The sequence below is a fragment of the Polyangiaceae bacterium genome (assembly GCA_020633205.1).
Lineage (GTDB): Bacteria > Myxococcota_A > Polyangia > Polyangiales > Polyangiaceae > JAHBVY01.
The window spans coordinates 308,811-332,250 of sequence record JACKEB010000010.1; the positions used below are offsets into that span (position 1 = coordinate 308,811).

21 protein-coding genes are annotated in these 23,440 nt (G+C 65.4%); 15 read left to right on the top strand and 6 right to left on the bottom strand.

Annotated elements, in window-relative coordinates; all coding sequences use genetic code 11:
• Positions 1-115 precede the first annotated feature (115 nt).
• From H6718_01355 to H6718_01385, 7 genes are all read left to right on the top strand, one after another.
• Complete coding sequence (locus tag H6718_01355; protein MCB9584009.1) at positions 116-670, top strand: DUF433 domain-containing protein; 555 nt, start codon at positions 116-118, stop codon at positions 668-670.
• Positions 671-686: 16 nt separating this feature from the next.
• Positions 687-806, top strand: coding sequence for a DUF5615 family PIN-like protein (locus H6718_01360; protein MCB9584010.1), 120 nt, complete (start codon positions 687-689; stop codon positions 804-806).
• Complete coding sequence (locus H6718_01365) at positions 803-1,024, top strand: hypothetical protein (protein MCB9584011.1); 222 nt, start codon at positions 803-805, stop codon at positions 1,022-1,024. The genes H6718_01360 and H6718_01365 overlap by 4 nt, the downstream gene beginning before the upstream one ends.
• 333 nt (positions 1,025-1,357) lie before the next feature.
• Positions 1,358-2,377: an LLM class flavin-dependent oxidoreductase gene (locus H6718_01370; GenBank protein MCB9584012.1), complete on the top strand. Its 1,020-nt coding sequence runs from the start codon at positions 1,358-1,360 to the stop codon at positions 2,375-2,377.
• Between the two features lie 38 nt (positions 2,378-2,415).
• The gene (locus H6718_01375; protein ID MCB9584013.1) at positions 2,416-4,398 is read left to right on the top strand and encodes an alpha/beta fold hydrolase; all 1,983 of its coding nucleotides are present in this window, start codon (positions 2,416-2,418) and stop codon (positions 4,396-4,398) included.
• Entirely contained in the window at positions 4,395-4,874 is a 480-nt protein-coding gene (locus tag H6718_01380; protein MCB9584014.1) for a hypothetical protein, read from the top strand. The genes H6718_01375 and H6718_01380 overlap by 4 nt, the downstream gene beginning before the upstream one ends.
• Before the next feature lie 130 nt (positions 4,875-5,004).
• Entirely contained in the window at positions 5,005-5,232 is a 228-nt protein-coding gene (locus tag H6718_01385) for a hypothetical protein (protein MCB9584015.1), read from the top strand.
• Positions 5,233-5,352: 120 nt separating this feature from the next.
• On the opposite strand, the gene H6718_01390 is transcribed toward H6718_01385, so the two are convergent.
• Positions 5,353-6,258: an NAD(P)-dependent oxidoreductase gene (locus H6718_01390; protein ID MCB9584016.1), complete on the bottom strand. Its 906-nt coding sequence runs from the start codon at positions 6,256-6,258 to the stop codon at positions 5,353-5,355.
• A 132-nt stretch (positions 6,259-6,390) separates the two neighbouring features.
• On the opposite strand from H6718_01390, the gene H6718_01395 reads away from it, so the two are divergent.
• Entirely contained in the window at positions 6,391-7,293 is a 903-nt protein-coding gene (locus H6718_01395) for a LysR family transcriptional regulator (protein ID MCB9584017.1), read from the top strand.
• Here the strand turns inward: H6718_01395 and H6718_01400 are convergent.
• A complete protein-coding gene (locus H6718_01400) occupies positions 7,280-8,455 on the bottom strand; it encodes a hypothetical protein (GenBank protein ID MCB9584018.1) in 1,176 nt (391 codons plus the stop codon). The genes H6718_01395 and H6718_01400 overlap by 14 nt on opposite strands.
• Positions 8,456-8,749: 294 nt before the next feature.
• Between H6718_01400 and H6718_01405 the strand changes: the two genes are divergently transcribed.
• The 3 genes from H6718_01405 to H6718_01415 are packed head-to-tail and all read left to right on the top strand — an operon-like array spanning position 8,750 to position 12,847.
• Entirely contained in the window at positions 8,750-10,141 is a 1,392-nt protein-coding gene (locus H6718_01405) for a hypothetical protein (protein MCB9584019.1), read from the top strand.
• On the top strand, positions 10,138-11,205 hold the full coding sequence (locus H6718_01410) for a cytochrome c3 family protein (GenBank protein ID MCB9584020.1): 1,068 nt from the start codon (positions 10,138-10,140) through the stop codon (positions 11,203-11,205). The genes H6718_01405 and H6718_01410 overlap by 4 nt, the downstream gene beginning before the upstream one ends.
• The gene (locus H6718_01415) at positions 11,198-12,847 is read left to right on the top strand and encodes a hypothetical protein (GenBank protein MCB9584021.1); all 1,650 of its coding nucleotides are present in this window, start codon (positions 11,198-11,200) and stop codon (positions 12,845-12,847) included. Before H6718_01410 ends, H6718_01415 begins: the two co-directional genes overlap by 8 nt.
• Positions 12,848-12,916: 69 nt before the next feature.
• Here H6718_01415 and H6718_01420 read toward each other — a convergent pair whose 3' ends face one another.
• Complete coding sequence (locus tag H6718_01420; protein ID MCB9584022.1) at positions 12,917-14,797, bottom strand: hypothetical protein; 1,881 nt, start codon at positions 14,795-14,797, stop codon at positions 12,917-12,919.
• A 175-nt stretch (positions 14,798-14,972) separates the two neighbouring features.
• Between H6718_01420 and H6718_01425 the strand changes: the two genes are divergently transcribed.
• The 3 genes from H6718_01425 to H6718_01435 all read left to right on the top strand — a co-directional run bounded on the left by H6718_01425 (position 14,973) and on the right by H6718_01435 (position 17,600).
• Positions 14,973-15,725: a NapC/NirT family cytochrome c gene (locus H6718_01425; protein MCB9584023.1), complete on the top strand. Its 753-nt coding sequence runs from the start codon at positions 14,973-14,975 to the stop codon at positions 15,723-15,725.
• Positions 15,722-16,081: a hypothetical protein gene (locus tag H6718_01430; GenBank protein ID MCB9584024.1), complete on the top strand. Its 360-nt coding sequence runs from the start codon at positions 15,722-15,724 to the stop codon at positions 16,079-16,081. Before H6718_01425 ends, H6718_01430 begins: the two co-directional genes overlap by 4 nt.
• A gap of 187 nt (positions 16,082-16,268) precedes the next feature.
• The gene (locus H6718_01435; GenBank protein MCB9584025.1) at positions 16,269-17,600 is read left to right on the top strand and encodes a collagen-like protein; all 1,332 of its coding nucleotides are present in this window, start codon (positions 16,269-16,271) and stop codon (positions 17,598-17,600) included.
• A 136-nt stretch (positions 17,601-17,736) separates the two neighbouring features.
• On the opposite strand, the gene H6718_01440 is transcribed toward H6718_01435, so the two are convergent.
• From H6718_01440 to H6718_01450, 3 genes are all read right to left on the bottom strand, one after another.
• Positions 17,737-18,330, bottom strand: a complete 594-nt coding sequence (locus H6718_01440) for a hypothetical protein (GenBank protein MCB9584026.1) — start codon at positions 18,328-18,330, stop codon at positions 17,737-17,739.
• Between the two features lie 204 nt (positions 18,331-18,534).
• Positions 18,535-19,707 (bottom strand): UDP-N-acetylglucosamine 2-epimerase (non-hydrolyzing), encoded by a 1,173-nt coding sequence (gene wecB / locus H6718_01445; GenBank protein MCB9584027.1) that lies wholly within the window; start codon positions 19,705-19,707, stop codon positions 18,535-18,537.
• A gap of 4 nt (positions 19,708-19,711) precedes the next feature.
• A complete protein-coding gene (locus H6718_01450; protein MCB9584028.1) occupies positions 19,712-21,226 on the bottom strand; it encodes a carboxypeptidase regulatory-like domain-containing protein in 1,515 nt (504 codons plus the stop codon).
• A gap of 378 nt (positions 21,227-21,604) precedes the next feature.
• On the opposite strand from H6718_01450, the gene H6718_01455 reads away from it, so the two are divergent.
• Positions 21,605-23,425: a protein kinase gene (locus H6718_01455; protein ID MCB9584029.1), complete on the top strand. Its 1,821-nt coding sequence runs from the start codon at positions 21,605-21,607 to the stop codon at positions 23,423-23,425.
• The last annotated feature ends 15 nt before the right edge of the window (positions 23,426-23,440 follow it).

Sequence of the window (23,440 nt, forward strand, 5' to 3'; positions counted from 1 at the left end):
AGAACGGCAGCTTGGTGAAAAGCTGGAGCGGTTACGGAACCCCGCTACCGCAGCCGCTCAAAATGGGTGGCGCGCCGCCAGTCTCGGATTAATATTCCCTAGTCCGGGAATATTTATGGCTCAGGATGCTCTTACCGCGAATGAGGTTGCTGCCGTCTTCGGGATCCCCGAGTTCCGGGTACGCAAGGAGCTCGAACGGGGTGTCCTCCCCAAACGCAAGCTGCCTCGCTTTACGCGCACAGACGTCGTGTACCTACGCGTGGAACAAGAGCTTGGCCTCGACATTGGGGTGGCGGACCGCAAGCGTCTCTACAAGCTGGTCGCCAAGGCCGTCGCACAGCCGGTCGAGCCTGAGCAAGTAGAGCTCGGGAAGCGCCTGGTCCTCAAGCTCGGAGATCAGATCCGCGAGGTCGCGAAGCGCTTCGACTTTGCTGAATGGCGCTCGCGACTAACGATCGACCCCAATATTTTGGGCGGAGAACCGGCATTTCCGGGCACGCGCCTTGCCGTGAGGAACGTCGGCGGCCAACTGAATCGAGGTGTGTCACGAGCTGACCTACTCGAAGACTATCCTTACCTCACGGAGACAGACTTGGACTACGCTCTCGTCTACACGCAGGCTCACCCGCGGCGTGGACGGCCCCGTGCACGTCAAGCTACTCCTCGATGAGAATTTGTCTCCACGTGTGACGTTGGCCTTACAAGCTGACGGGGTCGACGCGTGCAGCGTTCGCGATCGAGGAATGAACGGCGCGACGGACCCCGAGGTTCTCGACCTTGCGTTCCGCGAGGATCGCACCTCGTGACCAAGAACGTAGACGACTTTGCGCGCCTCGCCAATCAGGTGGAGATCCACGCTGGCATGGTGTTTTTCGAGGACGGCAATCTGACCCCGACGGAACAGCTCACGCTGCTGAGGGAAGCGCTGGGGCTCATCGAGAGTCGGGGCGGTACTCACCACATGGTCAACACGGTGCTGACAATTGACTTAGCGGGCCAACCAAAATTTGAGGAAGCCTCATGATCCGCGACGCCTGGCTAGACTCAGAGGGGCACCCATGCCTTTGGCTCTCCGTGCGCGTGGCGCGCTATCACGGTCACCGCGTGCTTCTCGAACCGTACTGACGGAATCTGCAAGCAGCCCCGACTGGAATCCCCCTCCGCCCGGCGCGCGAGCGTTTAGCGAGTCGCGCCCGGCGCCGGGAGGGGGAGCGTCCGAGCTACGCCACAGGCGTGTCTCGGACGCGGGGGGAGGCAGCCCTTCCCCCTCTGGAGTGTTTGCTCTACATCTCAAGGATCGCAGGCCGACTGGGAAAACCAGCGGCGAGCAGCCGTGAGGCGAGAAGGAGATCCGAAGATGACCGACACGAAGCAGAACGAGCGCATTGGGCTCGTGGCGTTCTGGAAGAACTACGACCGCAAGCTGAACCTACGCGCGGCGCAGCTCGCCGATGAGCTGGGGTACGACTCCTTCTGGCTGCCCGAGGCGTGGGGTTACGAGATCTTCAGTCTCCTCACGGAAATGGCCGTGCACACCAAGAATATCAAGCTCGGCACAGGCATCGTGAATGCTTACTCGCGCACGCCGGGTCTACTTGCGATGCACGCGGCGACCCTGGACGAAGTCAGCGAGGGCCGCTTCATCATGGGCCTCGGCACCAGCGGCAAGCGGGTGATCGAAGGCTTCCACGGCCGCCCCTTCGACAAGCCACTGACCCAGGTGCGCGACGTGATCCGCGTGGTACGGGCGCTGCTGGCGGGTGAGAAGCTGTCAGACGCCGGAGCCAAGCTGAACGACTACCGGCCCTTCGAGCTCGCGATGACCCCCGTGCGCAAGACGGTGCCGATCTACGTTGCCGCGCTGAAACAGAAGAGCATCGAGAGCATCGGTGAGCTGGCGGACGGCTGGATCCCGACGTTTTGGCCTTACCAGGAGTTCAAGACCGGCATGCAATGGATCGAGAACGGCGCCAAGAAGGCCGGTCGCGATCCGAAAGAGATCACCGTCGCGCCCTTCACTACCGTGATCCCAACCGGCGGTGAGATGGCGAAGGCCCAAGCCAAGCAGATCATCAGCTTCTACATCGGCGGCATGGGCGACTACTACAAGGAGCTCCTGAGCGGCTTCGGCTTCAAGGACGAGTGCGAGAAGGTCGACAGCCTCTACAAGGACAAGGCGACTCGCAGCCAAGCGGCAGACGCCGTGACCGACGCGATGATCGACGCGCTCGCGGTGACCGGCGACCCCAAGGAGTGCGTCGCTGAGCTGCGCCGCCGCCGCGAGTTTGGCATCGGACTGCCGATCTTGAACCTGCCCAACGGCATGCCCTTCGAGATGGTCGAAATGTTCATTCGCGCCATGGCGCCGAACCAGTAGCCGCATCATCGAGCCTCGAGCGCGAAAGGCGTCAATTCATGCAGCTCGCCCCCAAGCAGCGTCGTTCGCTCTTCGCGGACATTCAGCACCGCCCAAGCCATCGCCTAAGGCACCGCGTCGCCACGGGCGATGGCTGGCACATCGCGCTCTACGAATATTCCCCAGGGAAAAATGTCGCCAAGAGCGATTTGCCCCCTGTCGTGCTCTGCCACGGCGCGTTCAGTCGCTTTCACATCTACGACTGGGGCGGGGGTGGGGGACTGGCACCGTACCTCGCCGGGCTAGGCCGCCGGGTGTTCGCCGTGGAGCTGCGCGGCCGGGGAGACTCCCTCCCCCGCTCTCCTCGCGGTCGTAAGCGCCAGTACAAGCAAGGCTGGACCATCGACGATCTCTTGAACCACGACGTGCCCGCCACCCTCGACTTCGTCACCCGCCACACCGGCGCAGGTCAAGTCGACTGGGTCGGGCATTCGATGGGCGGCATGTTGATGCTGGCGCACCTGAGCCAGGCAGAAGACCCGCGGGTGCGCCGTGTGGTGACCGTGGGCTCCGCTGACTTTCGATTCCTTGGGGAAAATGACAAGGCCGGCAGCCACGACCCCCGTAAGGGCGAGCGCCGCCGCGTCGATTTGGCTCAACTGATGAGCCCGATCACCCGGCGCTTGCCCGTGATCCCAGCGCGCCCCTTCATGCGCGGCCTGGCAGTGGCAGCGCCCTGGGTGCCCGCAAAGTACAAGGCAACGGCGTACCACGCACCGAACGTCGAGCGCGGCCTCGAGCGGCGCTACCTGTGGCACGGGTTCACCAACGTGTCGTCACGGAAGTTCCGCGAGTTCATTCGGCTGCCCGATCCCGAAGGCCTGTCGCGCTATCAACACCCGACGCTGTTCATCGCGGGGGAGCGCGACCTCCTGGTACCGCCACGCCTGGTTCAGCGCACGTTCGAACGCGCTGGCTCCGCGGACAAGCGCTACCTCTTGTTCTCGAAGGACCAGGGTCACAGCGCCGACTACGGCCACGGCGACTTGCTGATCGGCAAGCAGGCTCCACAAGAGGTGTTCCCACACATCGCGCAGTTTCTGTCCCAAGAAGCGGGAGCCGTCTCCAGGCGTGAGGGCACGGCGCCAACTCACGAGGTGCGCTCGTTTCCGTTGCCCCACGGTATCACCTTGGTGGGCGACGCCTACGGCGACCAGCGCGCGTACAAAGCAGGCAAGGCGCCTGGAGTATTGCTGCTTCACGGTGGCGGTCAGACTCGCCACGCCTGGGGAGGCAGCGCGGAGGCGCTGGCGCGCGCCGGATTCTACGCCATCGCCCTCGACCTGCGCGGCCACGGGGACAGCTCCTTCGCTCCGAACGGCGAGTACCACACTGATCACTTCGTCCAAGATCTGCGCGCGCTGCTCGAGCTCTTGCCCCATAGGCCAGCCCTCGTCGGCGCCTCCCTCGGCGGCATCACGTCTTTGGCAACGCAGGACTTGGAGGCCGCTCAAGGCGCAGACGCTTGCAGCGCCATTGTGCTCGTGGACATCACGCCCAAGATGGAAGTCGACGGCATCCGTCGCATCCTCGAGTTCATGGACGCGCGCCCTGACGGCTTCGCCGATCTGGAAGAAGCCGCAGACTTCATCGCGGAGTTCCTGCCCCACAGAAAGCGCCCGAGTAACCTGAACGGCCTGAAAAAGAACCTACGCCAGCACCCCGACGGCCGCTGGCGCTGGCACTGGGACCCGAAGCTGATGCGCACCTGGGACCCGAACAGCTTCGACCCGACGGAGGGCCCTAAGATCCACGCGGAAAGGCTCGCCCAGGCCCGCCGCCTGAAGGTCCCCACCTTGCTCATCCGCGGCAAGCAGAGCGACGTGGTCAGCGAAGCCGGCGCTCGGGAGTTCCTCGAAGCCTGCCCCCACGCCGAGTTCGTCGACCTCACCGGCGCGACCCACATGGTCGCCGGCGATGTGAACGACCACTTCAGCAGCGCAGTGGTCGACTTCTTGAACCGCGCAACCCGGCGGGCATGAGCGACTGGTTACGCGACACGCGGGCCCTCCTCGCACACCTTTCAGAGTCCTTGCTCGGCTATCCTCCGGGATTGAATGAGGTGCTGGAGCCGGAGCACCAGGAAGCGGACGATCTCACAGCAATCTACAGTCGGTGCGGTGGAGCGAGCTTGCCCGATGTGTGGAATGGCTACTTCATCGATACGCCGGCGCGAGCTCGCACTGCGTCAGCGAGGGCGGAACCGCTGAGCATCGACGGAGAGCGGGCGATTTCAGTGTTCGGCAGTGACGGCGGCGGCGGCCGCTTCGCCATCGCACGGGACACGGGCGCAGTGCTCTACCTGCCGTCAGGCGGCGCGGTTTCTAAGTCTACGTACTGGCAAGACGAGAGGAACGAAGTGCGCGAGGTCGCGTCATCAGGCAACGAATTCCTCGACCGTCTTCAGCGAGACATCGAGGCGTTCATCAAGGGCGATAGCGATCACAAGTACCTCTAGCGCGAGCAATCGCCCGCACCGGCGCTACGCACGTGAGCTATACTACCTGACACTGCTAACCGATGCGCTCTCCGAGCAGGAACTCCTAGAAGCGCTGAGCGAGGCACCGCCCGAGGCAAAGGAAGCGATCATGTCATTGGCAGAACAATGGATGGCCAGAGGCCGGGCGGAGGGCGAAGCCAGAGGCCGAGCGGAAGGCGAGCGCCGGGTGCTGGAGCGCCAGCTGCGGCGCAAGTTCGGTGATGCCGCCGTGGATGAGTCGGTTTTGAATCGCCTCGCGGCAGCGGTGGAGGCGCAGTTGGTCGAATGGACTGAGCGCGTCCTCGACGCCGAGTCGCTGGATGCTGTCTTTCGCTGACTCGGCGCTTTTCCTCACGGTATTTCTCCAGGCATCGCTCTTGCTCGTGATTGGTGGCTGTACACCTCACGACGAGCGAGCGGAGAAGATCCTCGACTGCAATCTGATTGGGTAGCTGCGCTAGCCGTACCGCTTTGCGATCGCCGTGAGGTTCAAGCCGCCGAGTCCCGCATCACTTGCCGCACGGAACACCTCGTGGGCCTGGGCGGTCAACGGTGCGTCCCCAGCTTGGCTTGAAGCATAGCCCAGGTCCTTCGCGACCAGGTCGATGGGGAACATGGGGTCGAAGGCGGCGGCCAGCATGCCGCGCAGCGCGCCGAGGGCTGCGGGGCTGAGGACGGGCAGGCGCTCGAGGGCGGCTTGTATTGGGGGGGAGAGGAGCGGCGCTCGGTCGCTTGCGGTGCTGTGAGGCGGGGCAAGGGTCGGTAGCAGTTCGGCCAGAGTGGCGACTTGGATGGCGAAGAGGGCGTTCGCGACCAGCTTCAGCCGCGCGCCTGCACCTGGTTGTCCTAGTGGATAGTGGGCGCTGCCGCAGACTTCGAAAATAGGCTCCGCGCGACTCAGACTCGTGCCCTCACCCCCAACCAAGAAGATCAATTGGCCGGCTTCGGCTTGGGGTCGGGAGCCGAGCACCGGGGCATCCAGGAAGGCTCCGCCGGCGCCCTCAACGGCGGCGCCGAGCTCGAGCGCCCAGTCGGGGGTGACCGTGCTGCACTCGAGCACCAGCGTATCCTTGCGGATCGACTCCAGCGCGCCGTGCTCTGAGTCGAGCCACAGCTCGCGCGAGGCAGCGTCGTCGCGCACCATCGAGAGCACGATGTCCGCTTCGGCGACCGCTTGGCGCGCGTCGGAGCGAAACGTCGACGCGAGGGAGTCGCAGTCAGCGGGCAGGCCGGAGCGACTCCAGGTGGCGAGGGGGAAGCCCGCCGAGAGCAGGCGCTGAGCCATGCGTCGGCCCATGGCCCCCAACCCGAGCAGCGCGATGCGCGGCTGACTTTGCGAAGTGTCTGGAATGAACTTGGGCATGGCTTCTCCTTTTGCGCTGCTCGAAGTGGCAGGCTCGGCGCTTGCGTCGCGCCGGTGAGTTGATTTGTATGCATTCCAAGTTCGGGTGACAGCACCGGCTTCATGTTAGGATTCATTCCAAAAGGGGAATCAATGGATCGCATCGAAGCCATGCGCTTGTTCACGCGGCTCGTGGAGCGCGGCAGCTTTTCGGCTGCGGCGAAGGACCTGAAGGTGAAGCAAAGCACCGCCAGCAAGTGGGTCGCGGAGCTGGAAGAGCAACTTGGGGTCAGCTTGGTGGAGCGCACCACGCGGGCAATCCGCATCACGGATGCGGGGCGGCGCTTTCACGCAGGCTGCCAGGCGGTGCTCGGCACCTTTGACGAGTTGAGCGCCGAACTCCGAGATCAGAGTCTGGAGCCGAGCGGCCACTTGCGCGTGAGCCTACCGGTGACCTTCGGCACCTGGTTCGCCGCGCCGCTGGTTGCGGACTACCTCACGTGTTTCCCCAAGGTAAGCATCGAGATCTTGCTGAGCGACCGCTACGTGAACCTCGTGGAGGAAGGCATCGACCTGGCGCTACGCGTGGGCGTGCCCGTAGACACCAGCGCCCGGGGTAGGCGTTTGCTCGACGGCGGACGCCGCTTGGTGGCTGCTCCGGACTATCTGAAGCGGCACGCAAAGCCGAAGGCCCCCGAAGATCTGGCGCAGCACACGTGCCTCCGCTTCAGCGAGGTGGGCACGGGCCCGGTGTGGAGTTTCACGGACGAGGATGGCACGCAGCACACAGTTAGCGTGAGAGGCCCGCACGCAACCAACAACGCGGAGGTGCTGCTCCTGATGGCGAAGCGCGGCATGGGGATCACGCTGCTCGCCGACTGGCTGGTGCGAGACGCCATCAAGCGCAAAGAACTGGTGGCGTTACTGCCAAACTTCGCGCCGCCGCCAGCGCCGATCTACGCGCTCACTCCCGGCAACCGCTACGTCAGCATTGCCGTGCGGTCATTGATCGCCCATCTGGAAGCGGGGCTACGCCGCGAGCTCAGGGGCGCCTAGCCTTGCGCGCCAGCTTGAGCAGCGTGTCGCCTTGAGCGCTCACGATGGGGTCTGAATGCGCCTTCAGCGCTTTCGCGGTGGCTTGGCCCACCAGGAGCTGCCGGCCGAGCAGCACCTGCAGACACGACTTGAGCGCATCCACCGCGCCGGCTCCGCTGGCCAGCTCTTCGGCTAGCGGGATCAGCTCCTCGGCCACTTGGAGCGGAGCGTACTTCGCGTCGCTCAGGTAGGACACGAGCTGCATACGGAACGACTGCATCTGGTCGAGAGGCGGTCGTAGCATCGCGCGAGCGATGTCGGTGTGCCCAGCCTCGGCGGCGACCAACACCCGCACCGCATTGATCAGCTCCGAGTCTTCTGCATCACTTCGCAGCAGATCCAGCGCTGCCGCCACCGCGGTCTCTTGGTCGAGCTGGCGGAGGAGGCGCAGCGCAGCCTCACTCATCCAGGGCGGGTCTTGGCGCCGGATCGCCAGCAGCAACGCTTTACCGTCGGGAAACGCCTGTTCAACGGGAACCGATTCCAAGAGCGAGATGGAGAAGTGCCCGCCCTGGGCGACCAACGCGCGAAGCACCACCTCGGGCTCGAAGCACTCAAAGGCAGCGACCACTCGCTGACGGATCGGCGCGACAGGAGTGAAGCTGCCGGACGGCGCGGCGACCGGCTCGTGTCGCGGGAACGACGCGACATACAGTTCGGAAGCCTGCTCGGAGAGCGGCAGATCCCGAAGCGCGCCAAGGGCATCGGCGTCCAAGCTCGCGCAGCTGCTCCCTCCGGCGTGCACGCGGATCTCATAGCCGTACTCCTCTCCGACCTGCACGACGTATAGCTCTCCCTCCGCTCCAACGCTCGATGCGACACGGAAGGCGGTGACCAGTTCGGTGACGAGCCAGCTGAAGCTCTGTTCCTTCAAGAAGCCTGACCAGCTGACGAGGCGCCCTCGGGTCTCGAGCAGCACCCTGGCGTCGCCGTGACTCGACTTGGGGTATGCCGCGATCCGCTTCAAGAGCTGCGCGACCGGCGCGCCGTCGCCGGAGCTGCCGTGTCCGAGATCGTCCGGCCAGTCGTCGAATGCTTCGGCATCCACGAGGAGCTTACGCCACGCGCTGACTCCACGGGCAGGGAAGCTCAGGCTTCCGAACACGAGGACGTGGGACTCCATGCACTCGTACTAGGCCAGCGCTTTCCTCCCGGCAATGGTCAGGGAAGCCCCGACGCGAGCCGCGGGCAAACGCCTCGTCGGGCAACGCGCGGCGTCGCCGGCCCGGGGTCCCACGCACGCAGCTGGTTTGGCGCCAAGACCGGGCTGAACCTGGGAATCCGACGCACTGCGCACGGCTTGCTGGCACGAAAGCTCACGCGCGAACATTGCGCATTTTGAAGGGATTGCAGGTTCCGCGGGAGTCCTGGACCCGCTGTTGGTCGAAACGAAACTGCAGTAAAGATTGGAGCCGTCATGTGGTGGCTCCAACGGATCGGCAGGCTCGGTGCGCCCGCCACAGCGGTCGTGCTGTGGTCCGTGGTCGCCAGCGCCGAGCCTGCGGATGGTCGCTACCACCCAGACCGCTTTACCCTGGTCGCGAAGAGCGAAAGCCACGTCGGACTTTTCCAACGGGCGCTGTTGCCTGGACCCCGCGGCACGTTGATCACCACGGAAACGGTCGTCCCCCTCGAGGAGTACGTGCTGCTCGACGCGCGCGGGCTCGATACGGGCTGGGACGAGGACAGCGTCGACATCGAGCTATCAGCGTACGGGCAAGTCGCCTTGGGGGCGCTAGAAGACGAACAGCGCCTGGACGGTGACATCCAGACGTTCTTCGTTCGCTATCGCAAGGGCCCCGCAGCGCTGCAGCTCGGTCGGCAAATCGCGGTCTCTCCCGCCGCGCGCTATGTGCGCTTCGACGGGGCGGCAGTGGACGCGGACCTGGGGCTTGGGCTCGACGTGAATGCGTATGGGGGCTTCACAGTGCTGCCCCGCTGGAATCGCACACCGGGCTATGCCTCGCTGGGCGGGCTTCCCGAAGCGCGGGTGGAAGATCCTCGCGTGCTGGAGACGGTGTCACGCAGCGGCTACTGGCTGGCCGGCACCCGGGTTGGCTACTCCCAGGAGTTCATCGGCGGTGGCCTGTCCTTTCACGAGCAGCGGGAAGACAGCGAACTCGCGCGTCGCAACTTGGGCTTGGACTTCCGCGCTGGACCTTGGAAGAGCGCCAGCTTGGGCAGCAACGCGCTCTTCGACACCGACGCCACGCGCTTCGCCGACGCGCGGGTGTGGATCGACGCCGAGCCGTGGGAACCGCTCGACTTGTCCATCGAATATCTCCACACGGAACCAGCCTTGTTGCTCTCGCGGCAGTCGGTGTTGTCAGTGTTCGGTGGCTCTGGGTATGAGGAGGTGAGCGGCAGCGCCGAGCTCGACGTCACTCCCGCGCTCAGCCTTGAAGGCCAAGCAGCCTTCGAGGTGTATGACGAAGGACACCCGGGCTCCCGGGGTGAGCTCGGTGCGCGCTTCCTCGCTGATCGGCTGAGCCACGTCGTGGTGCGCGTGAGCTACGCCCGCTTGATCGCCCCGGATAACGGCTACCAGAGCCTGCGCGGCGGGCTCTCCAGCAAGTTGATGCCTCGCCTCTCCGGCACCGCGGAGGTCTACGCCTACTTCTACGATGAGGCGATCCGCGGCTACCACGTCTCGACGGTGTATGCCGGCACCCTTGGCTACCAAGCGACGGACGCCCTCGACTTGCTTTGGGGTGGGTCCGTCGCGCGCTCGCCATACGCCGCTCTCGATGCGCAGACTCAGCTGCGGTTGCGCTACCTGTTCGACTCCACGCTGGAGGCGCGGCGATGACGACCAGCGGACCCACGCGTTCGAGCCAGAGCCTCACGTGGCTGTTCTGGGCTGCGCTGGTGTTCGCGGCAGTCTTTGCTGCGTGTAGCACGCCTCCCCCCCCGCCCCGCTTTCCGCACGAAAAGCACTTGGAGGAGCTGCCCTGTGGCGGCCCGGGTCAACGCGCGTGCTTGAACTGCAACACCTGTCACACCGTCTCGGAGACCCGCCGCGACGATAAGTTGCCGGAGCCGGTGCTCTGCGAGACCTGCCACCAAAAAGACGCCCAGACGGCGGTGCAGGCGCTCAAGGCGATCCCCGAGCGGCCATACGGAGAGATCCTCTTCAACCACGACCAGCACCTCGCGCTGCCGAAGCTGAACGGCCAGTGTGTGGGCTGCCACTCTGGCATCGTGGAAGGTGCCAAGCGCAACATCCCCGCGATGAGCGAGTGCTTCAAGTGCCACGAGCACCAAGCGGAGTGGGACCGCGGCGAGTGCGTGCCGTGTCACGCGAAGTCGGATCTCAAGCGCATCACGCCTCAGAGCTTCTTGCGCCACGACGCGAGCTTCCTCAAGCACCACGGCGTGGAGGCGGTGCAACAAAAGCAGCTCTGCCAGAGCTGTCACGCGAAGCAAGACTGCGAAGGCTGCCACGACGCCTCTCAAGACTTGAGCATCGAGCGGCGCCGGCCGGAGGCGCTTGGGTCACGCTTCGTGCATCGCGGGGACTTCATCAGTCGCCACGCCATCGAAGCGCAAGCCTCCCCGGCGAAGTGCCAGCGCTGCCACGAGCCCTCGACCTGTGACGCGTGTCACACGCGGCGCGGCGTCAGCGCCAACAGCCGTTCCTCGCGGAACCCGCATCCGCCGGAGTGGGTCGGCAACAGCGCCAGCATCAAGAGCCTGCATGGTAAGGCCGCGCGACGCGATCTCTTGAGCTGCGCGAGCTGCCACGAGCAAGGGCCTGCGACCAACTGCATCCGCTGCCACAAGGTCGGTGCCTACGGCGGCAATCCCCACCCCGGTGGCTGGCGTAGCAGCCGTGGCGAGACCACAGGAATGTGCGGGTACTGCCATGAGTGAGCGCCGCCAACGCCTGCTGTTGCTTGGCAGCCTGAGCGGCGCCTTGCTCCTCGGCTTGATGCCGAGCTGCCTGGAGCGCCATGAAGAGCGCGCCATCGACTCGGATGTCACGCGCTGTGCTTCTTGCCACGGGGATCCAACGCGTGGCGGCGACTACCTGCAGCGCTCAGCGCCCCCAATCAACCTGATCGGGACGACGGACGTCAGCTACCCCAGCGTTGGCGCGCATCAGTTTCACGTCTATGGCAGCGAGACCCATGGTCCCGTCGCCTGTAGCGAGTGCCACGTCGTCCCAGAGCGGGTCGACGACCCGGGTCACGCCGACTCCGAAGGTCCCGCCGAAATCAGCTTCGGCACACTGGCGAGCTCCGACGACCACAATCCAGCCTGGAGCCCGAAGACGCGGCGCTGCAGCGACAGCTACTGCCACGGCCCGAAGTCGCCCTCCTGGACGCAGCCAAAGCCCTCGGATGAAGCTTGCGGCACCTGTCACGGACTGCCCCCGGCGCCCCCTCACCCCCAATCCGAGCGCTGCTCCGCTTGTCATACGGGGATCGACGCTGACAACCATTTCCCCGAGGCAAGACTTCACGTCAACGGCGAGGTCGAGTACCTGCTCGGCAAGTGCAACGCCTGCCACGGCAACGCGGACTCTCCCGCTCCGCCGGTGGACACCCACGGCAACACGGATCCCACATCGCCTGGCGTGGGCGCGCACGCGGTGCACCTCGCAGGCGGCAACGTGAGCCGCCCCGTGGAGTGTCAGGAGTGCCATCAAGTGCCTGACACCTCGGATCTGACGCACCCCAACGGCCAGTCAGAGCTGGTTTTTTCGGGGGTGAGCCAAGCCAGCGCAGACGCTCCAAGCTACGACTCGGCGGCGCAGAGCTGCACGGTCTACTGCCACGCCCCGAGCGCCAGCGACCCCCACGCCTCTCCCAGCTGGACCGACGCCCAGGCGCTTGCCTGCACCAGCTGCCACGGCGCGCCGCCTCCAGCCCCACACCCGCAGATGACCGACTGCAACCGTTGCCACGCGGCAACAGTTGCAGCAGACAACGTGACCATCGTGGACCGCGCGCTTCACGTCAACGGCAAGGTGGAAGTCGACTTCGACGGCAGCTGCAACGCCTGCCACGGCAGCACCAACGACGCCCCTCCCTTCGATTTGAGCGGCAACACGGCGACCAGCTTCCCCGGAGTGGGCGCTCACCAAGTGCACCTCGCTGGCAGCAGCAGCTTCCGCGCCGTGGCCTGCAGCGACTGCCACCAGGTCCCAACCGAGGTCACGACTCCAGGACACACCGACTCCGCGCTGCCAGCGGAGGTGGTGTTCTCCGGCGTGGGCGCGGCGTTCGGCGCAACTCCGACGTACTCCGGCAGCAGCTGTCAGGGCACCCCCTGCCACGGCGGTCGCTTCCCAGACGGGCATCGCTCGGGTGGCACGCAAACCGAGCCCGTCTGGACGCAGGTCGACGGCAGCCAAGTGGTCTGCGGCAGCTGTCATAGCTTGCCGCCGCCTCCGCCGCACCCCTACCCGACGGACTGCAGCCAGTGTCACAAGAACATCTCGAGTGACAACCAGAGCTTCATCCGCGGGGATCTGCACGCGGACGGCGTCGTGACCTTCGAGCTACCCTAGTCGCCCCGAGCTGCCCGAGTCGCCCGTTCTGGACGCCCGCGCCTGCGCAAGGTCAGGGAGCGTGGAGCACTACTTGGTTGGGTTGAACAGGTGGCAGCTCGTGCAGGTCGGCGCGTCGGGGAAGTGATCTTCGCGCTTCTCGTGGCACTTCGTGCACGCCGCGCGGTCTAGCGCCTGCACCACAGCACCCGTCGAGGCGAGCATCTCACCGTGTCCAGTGTGGCAGTTGCTGCAGGTTTCATGTTGCTTCAGGCGATGCAGTCCGGGCAGCTGCTTCGGTTCGTGGCAGCTGGTGCAACCAGGCGGCGTGGTCACGCCGGATGGCCCATGGGGGCGGTGGCAGCTCGCGCAGTCGGCGCTGATCTTTCCGTGGGGCGTCTTCGCCGGCTCAGCGTGGCAGCTCGCGCAAGCCTTCGGGTTCTTGCCGCTGTGCGGCTCGTGGCAGTTGGCGCACGCCAGGTGACCCGCAGGTGCGGTGTTCTTCTCTTGGCGATGGCAATTGCCGCAAGTCTGCGGGACATCGCCACGTACCAGCTTGCCGCCGTGGGGCTCGTGGCAGCCCTGACACTCCTGATGTCCTTTCCGCACGGTTCCGCCCTGGGCTTCGTGGCAGCTCTTGCAATCGGCGCGCAGCGCCTTGGGCTGGTGGGGCAGCCCGCGATGGCAGCCTTGGCAGTTCTGGTGCCCCGCACCGGTGGCGCTCTTGGTTCCGCCGCTGGCGATGACAGACGCCAGCGTCACCTGTTGCGAGTGACAGCGCGTGCAGAGCGGCTTCTGGTCTAGCCCGGCCAGCACGAAGCGATGAGGCTGGTGGCAGCTCTTGCACTCCACGCGCTCGTGGAAGGCCTTGTCGCTCGCCGCCTTCTGGTGGCAGTCGCTACAGCTCCGCGCGAAGACCTGGGCGCTCTCTTTCGCTGGGTGCGGGTTGTGGCAGTTCACGCACTGGCCGACGCCAGCTTTCACGGGATGGTTCGGGTGTACGTCCTGATGACACTTGGCGCAGGCCTTTGCAGGGCTCTCCCGTACGGCGTGGGGCGAGTGGCAGGCGGTGCACTCTTGGTGCGCCTTGATGCGCTTGCCGCCGAGCAGATTCATTTCCGCATGGCATGAACGACAGGACGTCGCGTCTTGCTTTTCGAAGGCGTGGGGCTGGTGGCAGCCAACGCACGCGCGGTGTCCCCCCTCGAAGAGCGCCGTCGCGGGAACGATGGGTTCCTGCTTCTGATGACATCCGGCGCAGGTGTCGAGGGCGTCTTTGGCGCGGGCGTGCTGGTGCTGGTGGCAAGTAGTGCACACCTGAACGACGCCCTGAGTGCCGAGCCCATGGCTCACCGGAGCCTGGGTGAGCTCCTGATGACACTCGCTGCAGGGTGTGACGTTTACCTTCTGGTCACCGTGAGGTCGATGACAGCTGAGGCAAGGCGCCGAGCTGTGCACCTCCACCGCTGGCGTATCGCCCTGCGTTTCCGCGTGACAGCGAAAGCAGTCTTTGGGTCGGTACGAGCCGGCCTGGGTCAAGTCCGGCGGCGGCAGGTCCGGAGCCGACTCTCCGTTCGCTTCGGGCGCACCTTTCGAAGCCTCATGCAGGCGAAATACATGGCAGGTGGTGCAGTCCGCTTTGGCGGTGGCCCCGAAGCGTTCGTGCGCCTCGGCTTCGGCGTGCACGATCGTGGCTTGTTTCTCGTGGCAGGCGGCGCAGCGCTCGGGAGTGAAGCTCCCCATGCTGTCCTTGCCCATGGTGTGGCAGGCGGAGCACGCGATGTGTTGATCGACGACGTGGGTTTGATGGCCGGCTTGTGCTCGAGCCTGTTGCCACTGAGTCCCGATGTAGATCCCGTTTCCGAGCGGACCCGGCTCTGCTTCGTCGGAACAGCCGACGATCCACGCCACACACAGCGCGATCAGCAGCCACACGACGGGCAAGCCTCTCTTGGGGAGCGAACGGGCCAACGCGCCCATCATATAGCCTGAAGCGCGGGTCGCGCGCGCGATGGATCCGCGGAGGATCGACGGGTGGTGATCGACCACGGAAACACGCAACGCTTGCGCCGGCCCGCGAACACTGCGGGACTTCTCACCAACAACCCTCTAGCGAGACGCGCGTTGGCCCCCTATCCTGCCGGACGTGGCCCATTCGTCGCCGCTCACCGCGCTGACCCTGGTGTGCGCACTGATCGCGGCATCCATCTGCCTTCACTACCTGGTGAAGCGGCCGCCGCTGATCCTGGCGACCAAGCTCCAGCTCTTGCTTGGTCTCGGCGTTTTTCCCTCCTTGGCGGCAGTGACCTCCACCGTCACCGGGATGGAAGCCACGACCCATCGTGAGTTCTGCGGCTCGTGTCACGTGATGGGCGCGCACTACGCAAACGCAACGGATCCCAACGCTCAGTCGCTCGCGGCCCGGCACTCGCGTAACCCGTTCTTTGGCGATCGCAGCTGTTACGTCTGTCATGCCGACTACGGCATGTACGGCTACGCGATGACCAAGGCGGGCGGGATGCGCCACGTCTACGAGTACTACCTCGGCGGCTACAAGGACATGACCCTCGAGGAAGCAGAGAAAAAGATCCACCTGCGCAAGCCGTACGACAACACCAACTGTCGGCAGTGCCACACCACCACGGCGAGCGTGTGGCGCTCGGTTCCCGATCACGTCTCCCTGGCGAGTGAGCTCAAGACGAACCAGGTCAGCTGCACCAGCGCCGGCTGCCACGGCTACGCCCACCCGTTCACCAAAGCGTCGCAGGAAGGCAGCGGAGGGACGCAGACGGTCCCCTCCACGTCACTGAGCCCATCACCAGCGCCTTCAGGTGCGCCCTCTGCAGCAACTGCAAGCTCTGCAGCTGTCCCAGCTTCCAGCGCAGGAGGTGCGCCGTGAGCCGGGTTGGCCACTGGCTGGTCCACCAGTCCGTAACGCACCTGCTGCGGATGGCCTGCGTCGCGGCGCTGATCGCCCTGAGCCTGATGTCCTACTCGGTCATCTCGCTGAAACCTTTGCCGGTGATCTTCGCGATGAGCGTGGGCCACGGCATCGGGATCTTCGCCTTCCTGTGTTACCTGCTCGCGGTGATCCTCGACACCCGACGGAGCGCCCCGCGGACGAGCGCTGCCCCCTCTCCCCCAAAAAAGAAGCCGAGCGAAGCAGCACGGGCGGACGCTGCAGAGGACGAGGACAGCGAGGAAGCGCACGCAGACTCAGAGGACGAAGACGGCGACGAGGCCAACCGTCACTGAGCTGTTCCGCACGGCGACAGCCTGAGCGACCGAAAAATCTTCCGCCCCTGGAACCCCCGCGCGTTCTTTTCGCGAATCGGGCCAAGTCGCAAAACCAGCAAAAGTTTCCGGCATTTTTGCGGGTGAGGAGCTTCGTCGTCGGCGACGCCGGCTGCTATAAACAGGCCGTTCGAAAGGGTTGCTGGCTATGAAAAAAACGTCCCTCGTCCTGATATTGGCGGGTGCCTTTGGCGCCGCTGTGGCTTGTTCCGGAGATGATGGTGCCGATGGAAAGCAAGGTCCCCAAGGGGAACCTGGCGAACAAGGCGATCCCGGGACCCAAGGCGATCCGGGTATCCCCGGGGAAGCGGGCGTACCGGGTGAAGCGGGAACGAACGGCGAAGCGGGCACCACGCCGGAAGGCGGACTCACCGCCTCTTGCCTCGGCCCCTGCCACGGCTTCACGGGCATCGTGGAGCAGTGGAAGTCCAGCACCCACTACGCGACGTACATCGCGAACCTCGGTGGCGAAGAGGTCGAGACCTGGACCGGCGAGCGCGCGTGCGGCAACTGCCACGCGATCGACGCGATTGAGCAGCGCGTCGCCGGCAACGTGTTGGCTCCCGGCGGAAGCGCCCCAACCCACGCCGCCAACGGCCAGCTGAACTACCTCAAGGGTAGCGCGGTGACCGAGTCCAACTACGGCGGCCACGCAAGCGTCGCGGTCGTCCACTGCACGACCTGCCACGACTCGAGTCCGCAGAACGATCCTCACCGCACCGGCAAGCAAGTCTACGAAGCAGGCGACTTCCCGCTACGTGGACCGACGGGACCGACGGACCAGACGTACATCGAGAAGAGCTCCGCCGTGGGCGTGTCGGACGGCACCGAGGCCGGCACCTACAACAAGGGCAACGCCTGCATCTGGTGTCACAAGTCGCGCAAGGACGTGACCAACTACATCACCGCGAGCAACCGCTTCTCCGCCTACTGGGGTCCGCATGAAGGCCCGCAGTCGGACATCTACACTGGCAAGGGCGGCTATCAGTACAGCGGTCAGACGTACACCTCGTCGTCGCACCAGGCGTTCACCAACGGCTGCGTCGATTGCCACATGGCCCCCGTCGCAACCAACGGCGATATCGGAGATCACTCCTTCCGGCCGCAGCTGTCCACGTGCCAGTCCGCAGGCTGCCACGTCGCTGCGACCAGCTTCGACGTAGCCGGCGGCCAGAGCGCGATGAAGGAAGGCATTCGTGAGCTGCGCACGGCCCTCAACGACAAGGGCTACCTGTCCCGTGAAGGCGTGGCCCCCCTCACCGCAGCTCAGCTGGCCGACAACTTCTTCATCGAAGACCAGCCAGCCAGCGTGAGCAACGTCCCCGCAGACGACGCCGGCGCCATGTACAACTACCTGCTCCTCGCCCGAGGCAGCGGCTACGGCGTCCACAACCCGGTCTACACCCGTCAGCTGATCTACGACTCCGTGTTCTCGCTGACGGGCGCCGCACCGGCGACCATCCCAACCCGCCCGCAGTGATCTGAGCGCTGGTTGAAACACGGGGCGTCCCTTGGGGCGCCCCGTTTTTTTGTTGCCTCCCCCCGCGCCGCGCGTTGCCGCGCGGCACGCCCCCTCCCGGCGCCGGCGCTAACGCGCGCGGGCGGAGGGGGATGAGCTACAGCGCAAACCCCGCGCGCACGCCGAGCCAGTTGGCGTTCCAGAGTATCGACTTGCAGGTGTCTTCTAGCTCCACGCGGCTGCCGTCGGCGTTCTCACGGTGGAAATCGTAGAAGCAGCCGGTGGACCACTGGTACTGCACCCCCAAGCGCACACCAGAGACGGGCGCGAAGTCGTAGCCGATCCCGGCGCGCACGAAGTCGGCGCCGTTGGCGACCAAGCGATCGGGACCGCTCGACTCCTCGTGGCGGCGATAGCCCGCACCGAAGGTCACGATCAGCTCACCCACCGGAGTGAACACCACGTGCCAGCGCGCTTGCGCCCCGACTGAGAAACCATCGCGCTCTTTCTCAGAGCCGCCCGTCTCCGCAAACACGGATGGGTTCAGCCACTGCACGTAGCCCCCGAAGGACCAACGCTTGTGCGGACGAAACGCAGCATCGAGGCCATAGCCGGTGACAGGCCCTGCAAGGACTCGGTCGTCGAGCTCCAGCCCGACGATGGCGTTCCCCCCGAACTCGAAACCGTAGCCGTAGTCAGGTGGCCTGTCTTTATCGTGCGGAGCTTGCTCCTCCGGCGATCCGGTGGCCACGACGTTGGAGTTTGGCGCCGCCTGAGCGACACACGGAATGAATAAGCCCCCAATAAGTAAAGGAGCAGCACACAGCCGCATGGCTGAAAGCTAGCTCAACCAGAGCAGGCTCGCAGCTCTCTGTGCGGAGAGTTGTATGGGGTAGCTCGGGTGGCTGAGCGGCGTTCCTCACCCCCTGCCCCCGAGCAATCGGTCGTTCACGCTTCAACCGAAGGCTTTGAGCAGGCTCTCGGCGATGCGCTCGGCGGTTTTTCCGTCCCAGAATTTGGGGATGCGGCCGTCGAGCTTACGGCTCATCACCTCTTTGTAGGCGGGCAGGATGGTTTCGCGGCGGCTGCCGGCGAGCACGTTGGTGCCTTCCTCGATCGTGCACGGGCGCTCGGTGTTCTCCCGCAGGGTGACGCAAGGCGTTCCAAGCACAGTCGTTTCCTCCTGGATCCCACCGGAGTCGCTGAGCACGACCTTGGCTGAGGCCATCAGGCGCAAGAAGTCCAGGTAGCCGAGGGGCTCGACCAGCTTCCAGCGGGCGCTGTCGAGCTCGAGGCCCATGTCCTTGAGGCGCGCACGGGTGCGCGGGTGAACCGGGAACACCAGAGGCTGGTCGTGAGAGACGTCATCGAGCACGCCCAGCAGGTGCTTCAGCTGCTCGGGCTCATCGACGTTGCTCGGGCGGTGCAGCGTGACCAAGCCGTAGCCGCGCTCAGTCAAATCGAGGCGCTGCATGATGTCCGACTGCATCGCCTTCTGCTTGGCGTAGAGCAGCGTGTCGATCATCACGTTGCCGACGTACTCGACGCGCTCGTCAGCGACGCCCTCCGCCTTGAGGTTCGTCATGCCCGCCGGGTCCGACACGTAGAGCACGTCGCTCAACACGTCGGTCACCTTGCGGTTGGTCTCCTCCGGCATGTCGTCGTCGAAGGAGCGGAGCCCCGCCTCGACGTGCACCATCACCGGGCGCTTGCGCGCTTTCCCGCGGAAACGGAACTCCTCGGACAGGAAGTGCTTGGCAGTGACCAGTGCGCAGCCGGCGGTAGAGTTCACGTCGCCCACCACGATCACGACGTGGGGGTTCTCGGCCTGAATCACCGTCTCGAAGCGCTTCATGATCTCGGCGGTCTGCACCGCGTGAGACGCCGAGCCAACCTCCAGGTCCATATCAGGCTTGGGGATCGCCAGGTCTTCGAAGAAGACCTTCGCGAGCTTCTCGTCGTAGTGCTGTCCGGTGTTGACCAGCTTGACCTGGAACTGCTCCGGGCGCGCGTTGAAGGCGCGCATCAACGGCGCGATCTTGGGGAAGTTCGGGCGGGCGCCCGCGACGCACAAGACTTTGATGATCACGGCCCCGGAATAGCCAGAAAGCCATTCCGGGGCAACCATGGGCTCAGGGCAGCGGAACCAGGATGAAATTCCGCGTCGTCGAGCCACCGTTTGAGATGTCGGCCATCGCTACGGCGTCTTGGTAACCGGCCTTGCGCACACGAATTTCCCACGCAGTCCCCGCAACTGCTGAGTTGAAGTTGTAATTGCCGGTGGTGTTGGTGGTCTGACTCGAGAGACCACGGTTGATCTGCACCGTCGCGCCGCTGACCGGCTGTGACTGGTCGTCGACCACCTGTCCGAGCAGCACGCCAGCGCCGGGATCCGCGCCGATGCGCACCTGATAGTGACCCGCTTGCTTGGTGAGGTAGCCCTGAGTGTCGACGCTGACCACGTGGAAGAAGTGGATGCCAGCGCTCAAGTTCGACTGAATCAGCTGCTTGTTCGTGACCGGCAGGAAGTTGTCGGCACTGGTGGGCACCGTATCCGCGTAGACATCGCGCACCCAGTAGGCCCCGACGAGGTTGCTGTCCGCCACGGGGAACGTCCACGAGTAGAACGCGGTGGTGTTGCTCGACCAGCTGGTCTGGCTCGGGTGACTCGAGGAGGCCATGCTGGGCGGCGTGGTGTTGACCTGGATCTGGAACCAGGACTGCACCGTGCTCACCGCAGAGTTCCCGTCGATACTTGCCACATGGAAATAGTTGGTCCCTGCGACGAACTCGCTGCGCGGCAGGGTGATGCTCTCGGTGTCGAGGAAGTTCGCGTTGGACGGCGAGGGCACCGTGGTCGCCGAGGTGTTCGTCAGCTCGTAGTAGCCAAGCGCCGAGGGGAACGGACGATTCCAGGTGACATAGGCCTCCGGGAAGTCGTCGTTGTAGATCCGCGCCGGTTGGGGGTGAGATGCGCTGGTGAGCGTCAGCGGAGGCAAAATGCCTGACGTGAGCGTGGCCCCGCTAGTGCTGCCGCTGATGGTGTTGGTGAGCCCATAGAGTCGCTTCACGCGGCCGTTGCCGCCCTTGCCGCCCGGCAATGCGTCATTGCTTCCGCCCTTGGCTCCGCCGGCTCCACCAGACACGTTTATCGAACCCCCAACGGTGAGGTTGTCCGCGGCCAACAAGATCCCGCCACCAGATCCTCCACCACCGCCCCCGGCGTAGTAGGACAACGCCGGAGCGCCATCCTGACCCGTAGCACTCACGGTGCCATTCATCGTGATGGTCGGTGCAATCAGTCGGAGCACGCCGCCGCCGACGCCTCCGGTTCCGGGGTTGTTGTAGCCCGCCCCACCGCGAGAGCCCTTGGTGACAAACCCATCGGAGGTCTGACCGTGTGCAGGCCCCCCCGCCCCGCAAGAGCCACTGCTCCCGCCGCGCGTCCCACTGCTGCCATACCCTCCTCCGCCGCCACCATTGTACGCGTAGCAGGGAGAAGCGTACGCCGGCCCGATCGCACCCGCGCCAAGAGGATTGTCCCCCGTGGGCGCGACGGCGATCGACCCACCGTTCTCCACCACGATCTGATCCGCGATGATCGTCAGGTCACCGCTGGGCGAGTTCAGCGTCGCGCCAGAACGCACGACCAACGCCGCGGGGACAGGCGGCAGCCGTGCCGCCGCTGCCTCACTGGCGCGAACCTCTCTCCTGCCGACCCGTCCGGTGTGGCGTCACTTTCGGTGCCACTCGGCGCCGGGGGATACTCCCCGAACTCACCCTTCGGCGCAACGACCGGACGGCAAAAAGTTGACTGATATCAATATGTTACAACCCAACAGGCAGACCGATCGATGTTTTACGCTTAAAGCATTTCAGATCTCCCCCAGCGCGAGCAGCAGCACACCGTTAAGCTCGCCCCGAACACCCCGTAGCGTCGCGGGATCAGACGAATAGGCGCATGGAAAAGCGACGTGGCGTGTTCACTCAGTGGGTGAGACAGAGCACCCACCGGTCAGGGGAAAATGGATCACGACGAGGAAACGCTCGCAGAGCCGCGACCGCGCTATCCAAGTCGCCCAGATGAACTGGGTGACTTGCCGTCCGCCATGAGCGGAATGGAGCGCGAGCTCGGCAGCGATCCAACCGTGAGCACTGGCTTTCCCCGAAGCGAGTCCTTGCCGCCACGACCCCTCAGCGAACCACCCGCGAGCGGCGTGACCACTCACTCATCGCTCACCACCACACTCGTACGTCGAAGAGAGGAAGCCGAGCGCGCCAGGGCACTGAGCGTGGTGGCTGGCATCGGCGCCCTCGGCACCATCGCCGCGCTGTTGATCGGTGACCGCGCGTCCCCTTCGCTGTGGGTCGCCGTCGCCTGGTTGACCTTCACGGCCCTCGGCTCCGTGGTTGGCTACGTGATGGACCGCATGGGGTACCCCATCGGTCCGCGCCGCCTGCTCACCATGGGCTTGCTCGCTACCGTCGGTGTCCTCGCGCTGATCGTGCACATCGGCGTCTTTTCCTTGGCGGTCGTGCCGCTCTTCGTCGGCACCTACTACTTCGGCATGACCGACGCCCAACGGGATGGCTGGGCGTTCTTTGGCGTCGGGGCAGGCGGCTACTCGGTGCTCGTCGTGCTCAGCATGTTAGGCGTGCTGGATCCGGCGAGCGCACTCCTTTCCCTGCGGGAACCGCCAGACCGCACAGCGGGCAGCATCGCTGTGGTGATCGTCGGCTTCCTTGGACTCACCTTCTGGCTGGCGCGGCGGACGCGAGCGGCAACCCTGGAAGCCATGGCTCGGGTCGAACGCGCCCAGCGCCAGCTCCGTGGGCGCGAGGCGCTGCTCAACGAGGCGCGCGCCGACCTTGGGCGAGCGCTGGAACATGCGCGCCTCGGACGCTTCAGCGGACACGAGATCGACGGCTACGTGCTCGGCGATGTGATTGGTCGGGGCGGGATGGGTGAGGTATACCGCGCGGAATCAATTGACGGCGGCATCCCTGTCGCCTTCAAGGTGCTGCATGCGTTTGCCGCCGCCGACCCAGCGCACGTCGAGCGGCTGATGCGCGAATGCGAAATCACTCGGGGCATGGACTCCAAGCACATCGTGCGCGTGCTTGGCTCTGGCACCGCCAGCGACGGCACCCCGTATTTGATCATGGAGCTGCTTCACGGACGGGATTTGGGGGAGCTGCTCCGCGAGACACGCCGCTTGTCGCTGCAGCAGACGCTGGAGCTGACTGAGCACGTGGCAGAGGCGCTGAACGTCGCGCGCGCCCACGGCGTGGTGCACCGGGACCTCAAGCCCCAGAACCTATTCCGCACGGAAGAGGACGGCGGCGCCTACTGGAAGGTGCTCGACTTCGGCGTCTCCAAGCTCCAGGGCTCCAACGCGACGCTTACCCGCGGCTCGACCATCGGCACCCCGAGCTACATGGCGCCGGAGCAAGCCAGAGGGCGCGACGTGGACCACCGCGCGGACATCTTCGCGCTGGGCGTCAACGTGTATCGCGCCCTGACGGGCCGCCCCGCCTTCACCGGGCCCGACATGATGGCGACGCTCTACAACGTCGTGCATGTACAACCCGTTCGCCCGTCGGACGTCGTGCGTCTGGGCACTCCAGAGCAGGAGCGCGCCTTGGATTTCGTGTTGGCCCTGGCGCTTGCAAAAGACCCAGCTCGCCGCTTCTCCAGCGCGACGCTGTTCGCCGCAGCGCTTCGCGACGCGAGCCAAGGCCGCCTCGACCAGCGCCTGGAAGTCGACGCGCAAGCGCTCATCCAGGCGCAGCCCTGGGGGCGGGACGTGTCGGAGCCCACGGAGAGCGTGCCTCCCGAAGCGTGAATGCTTAGGCGGTGC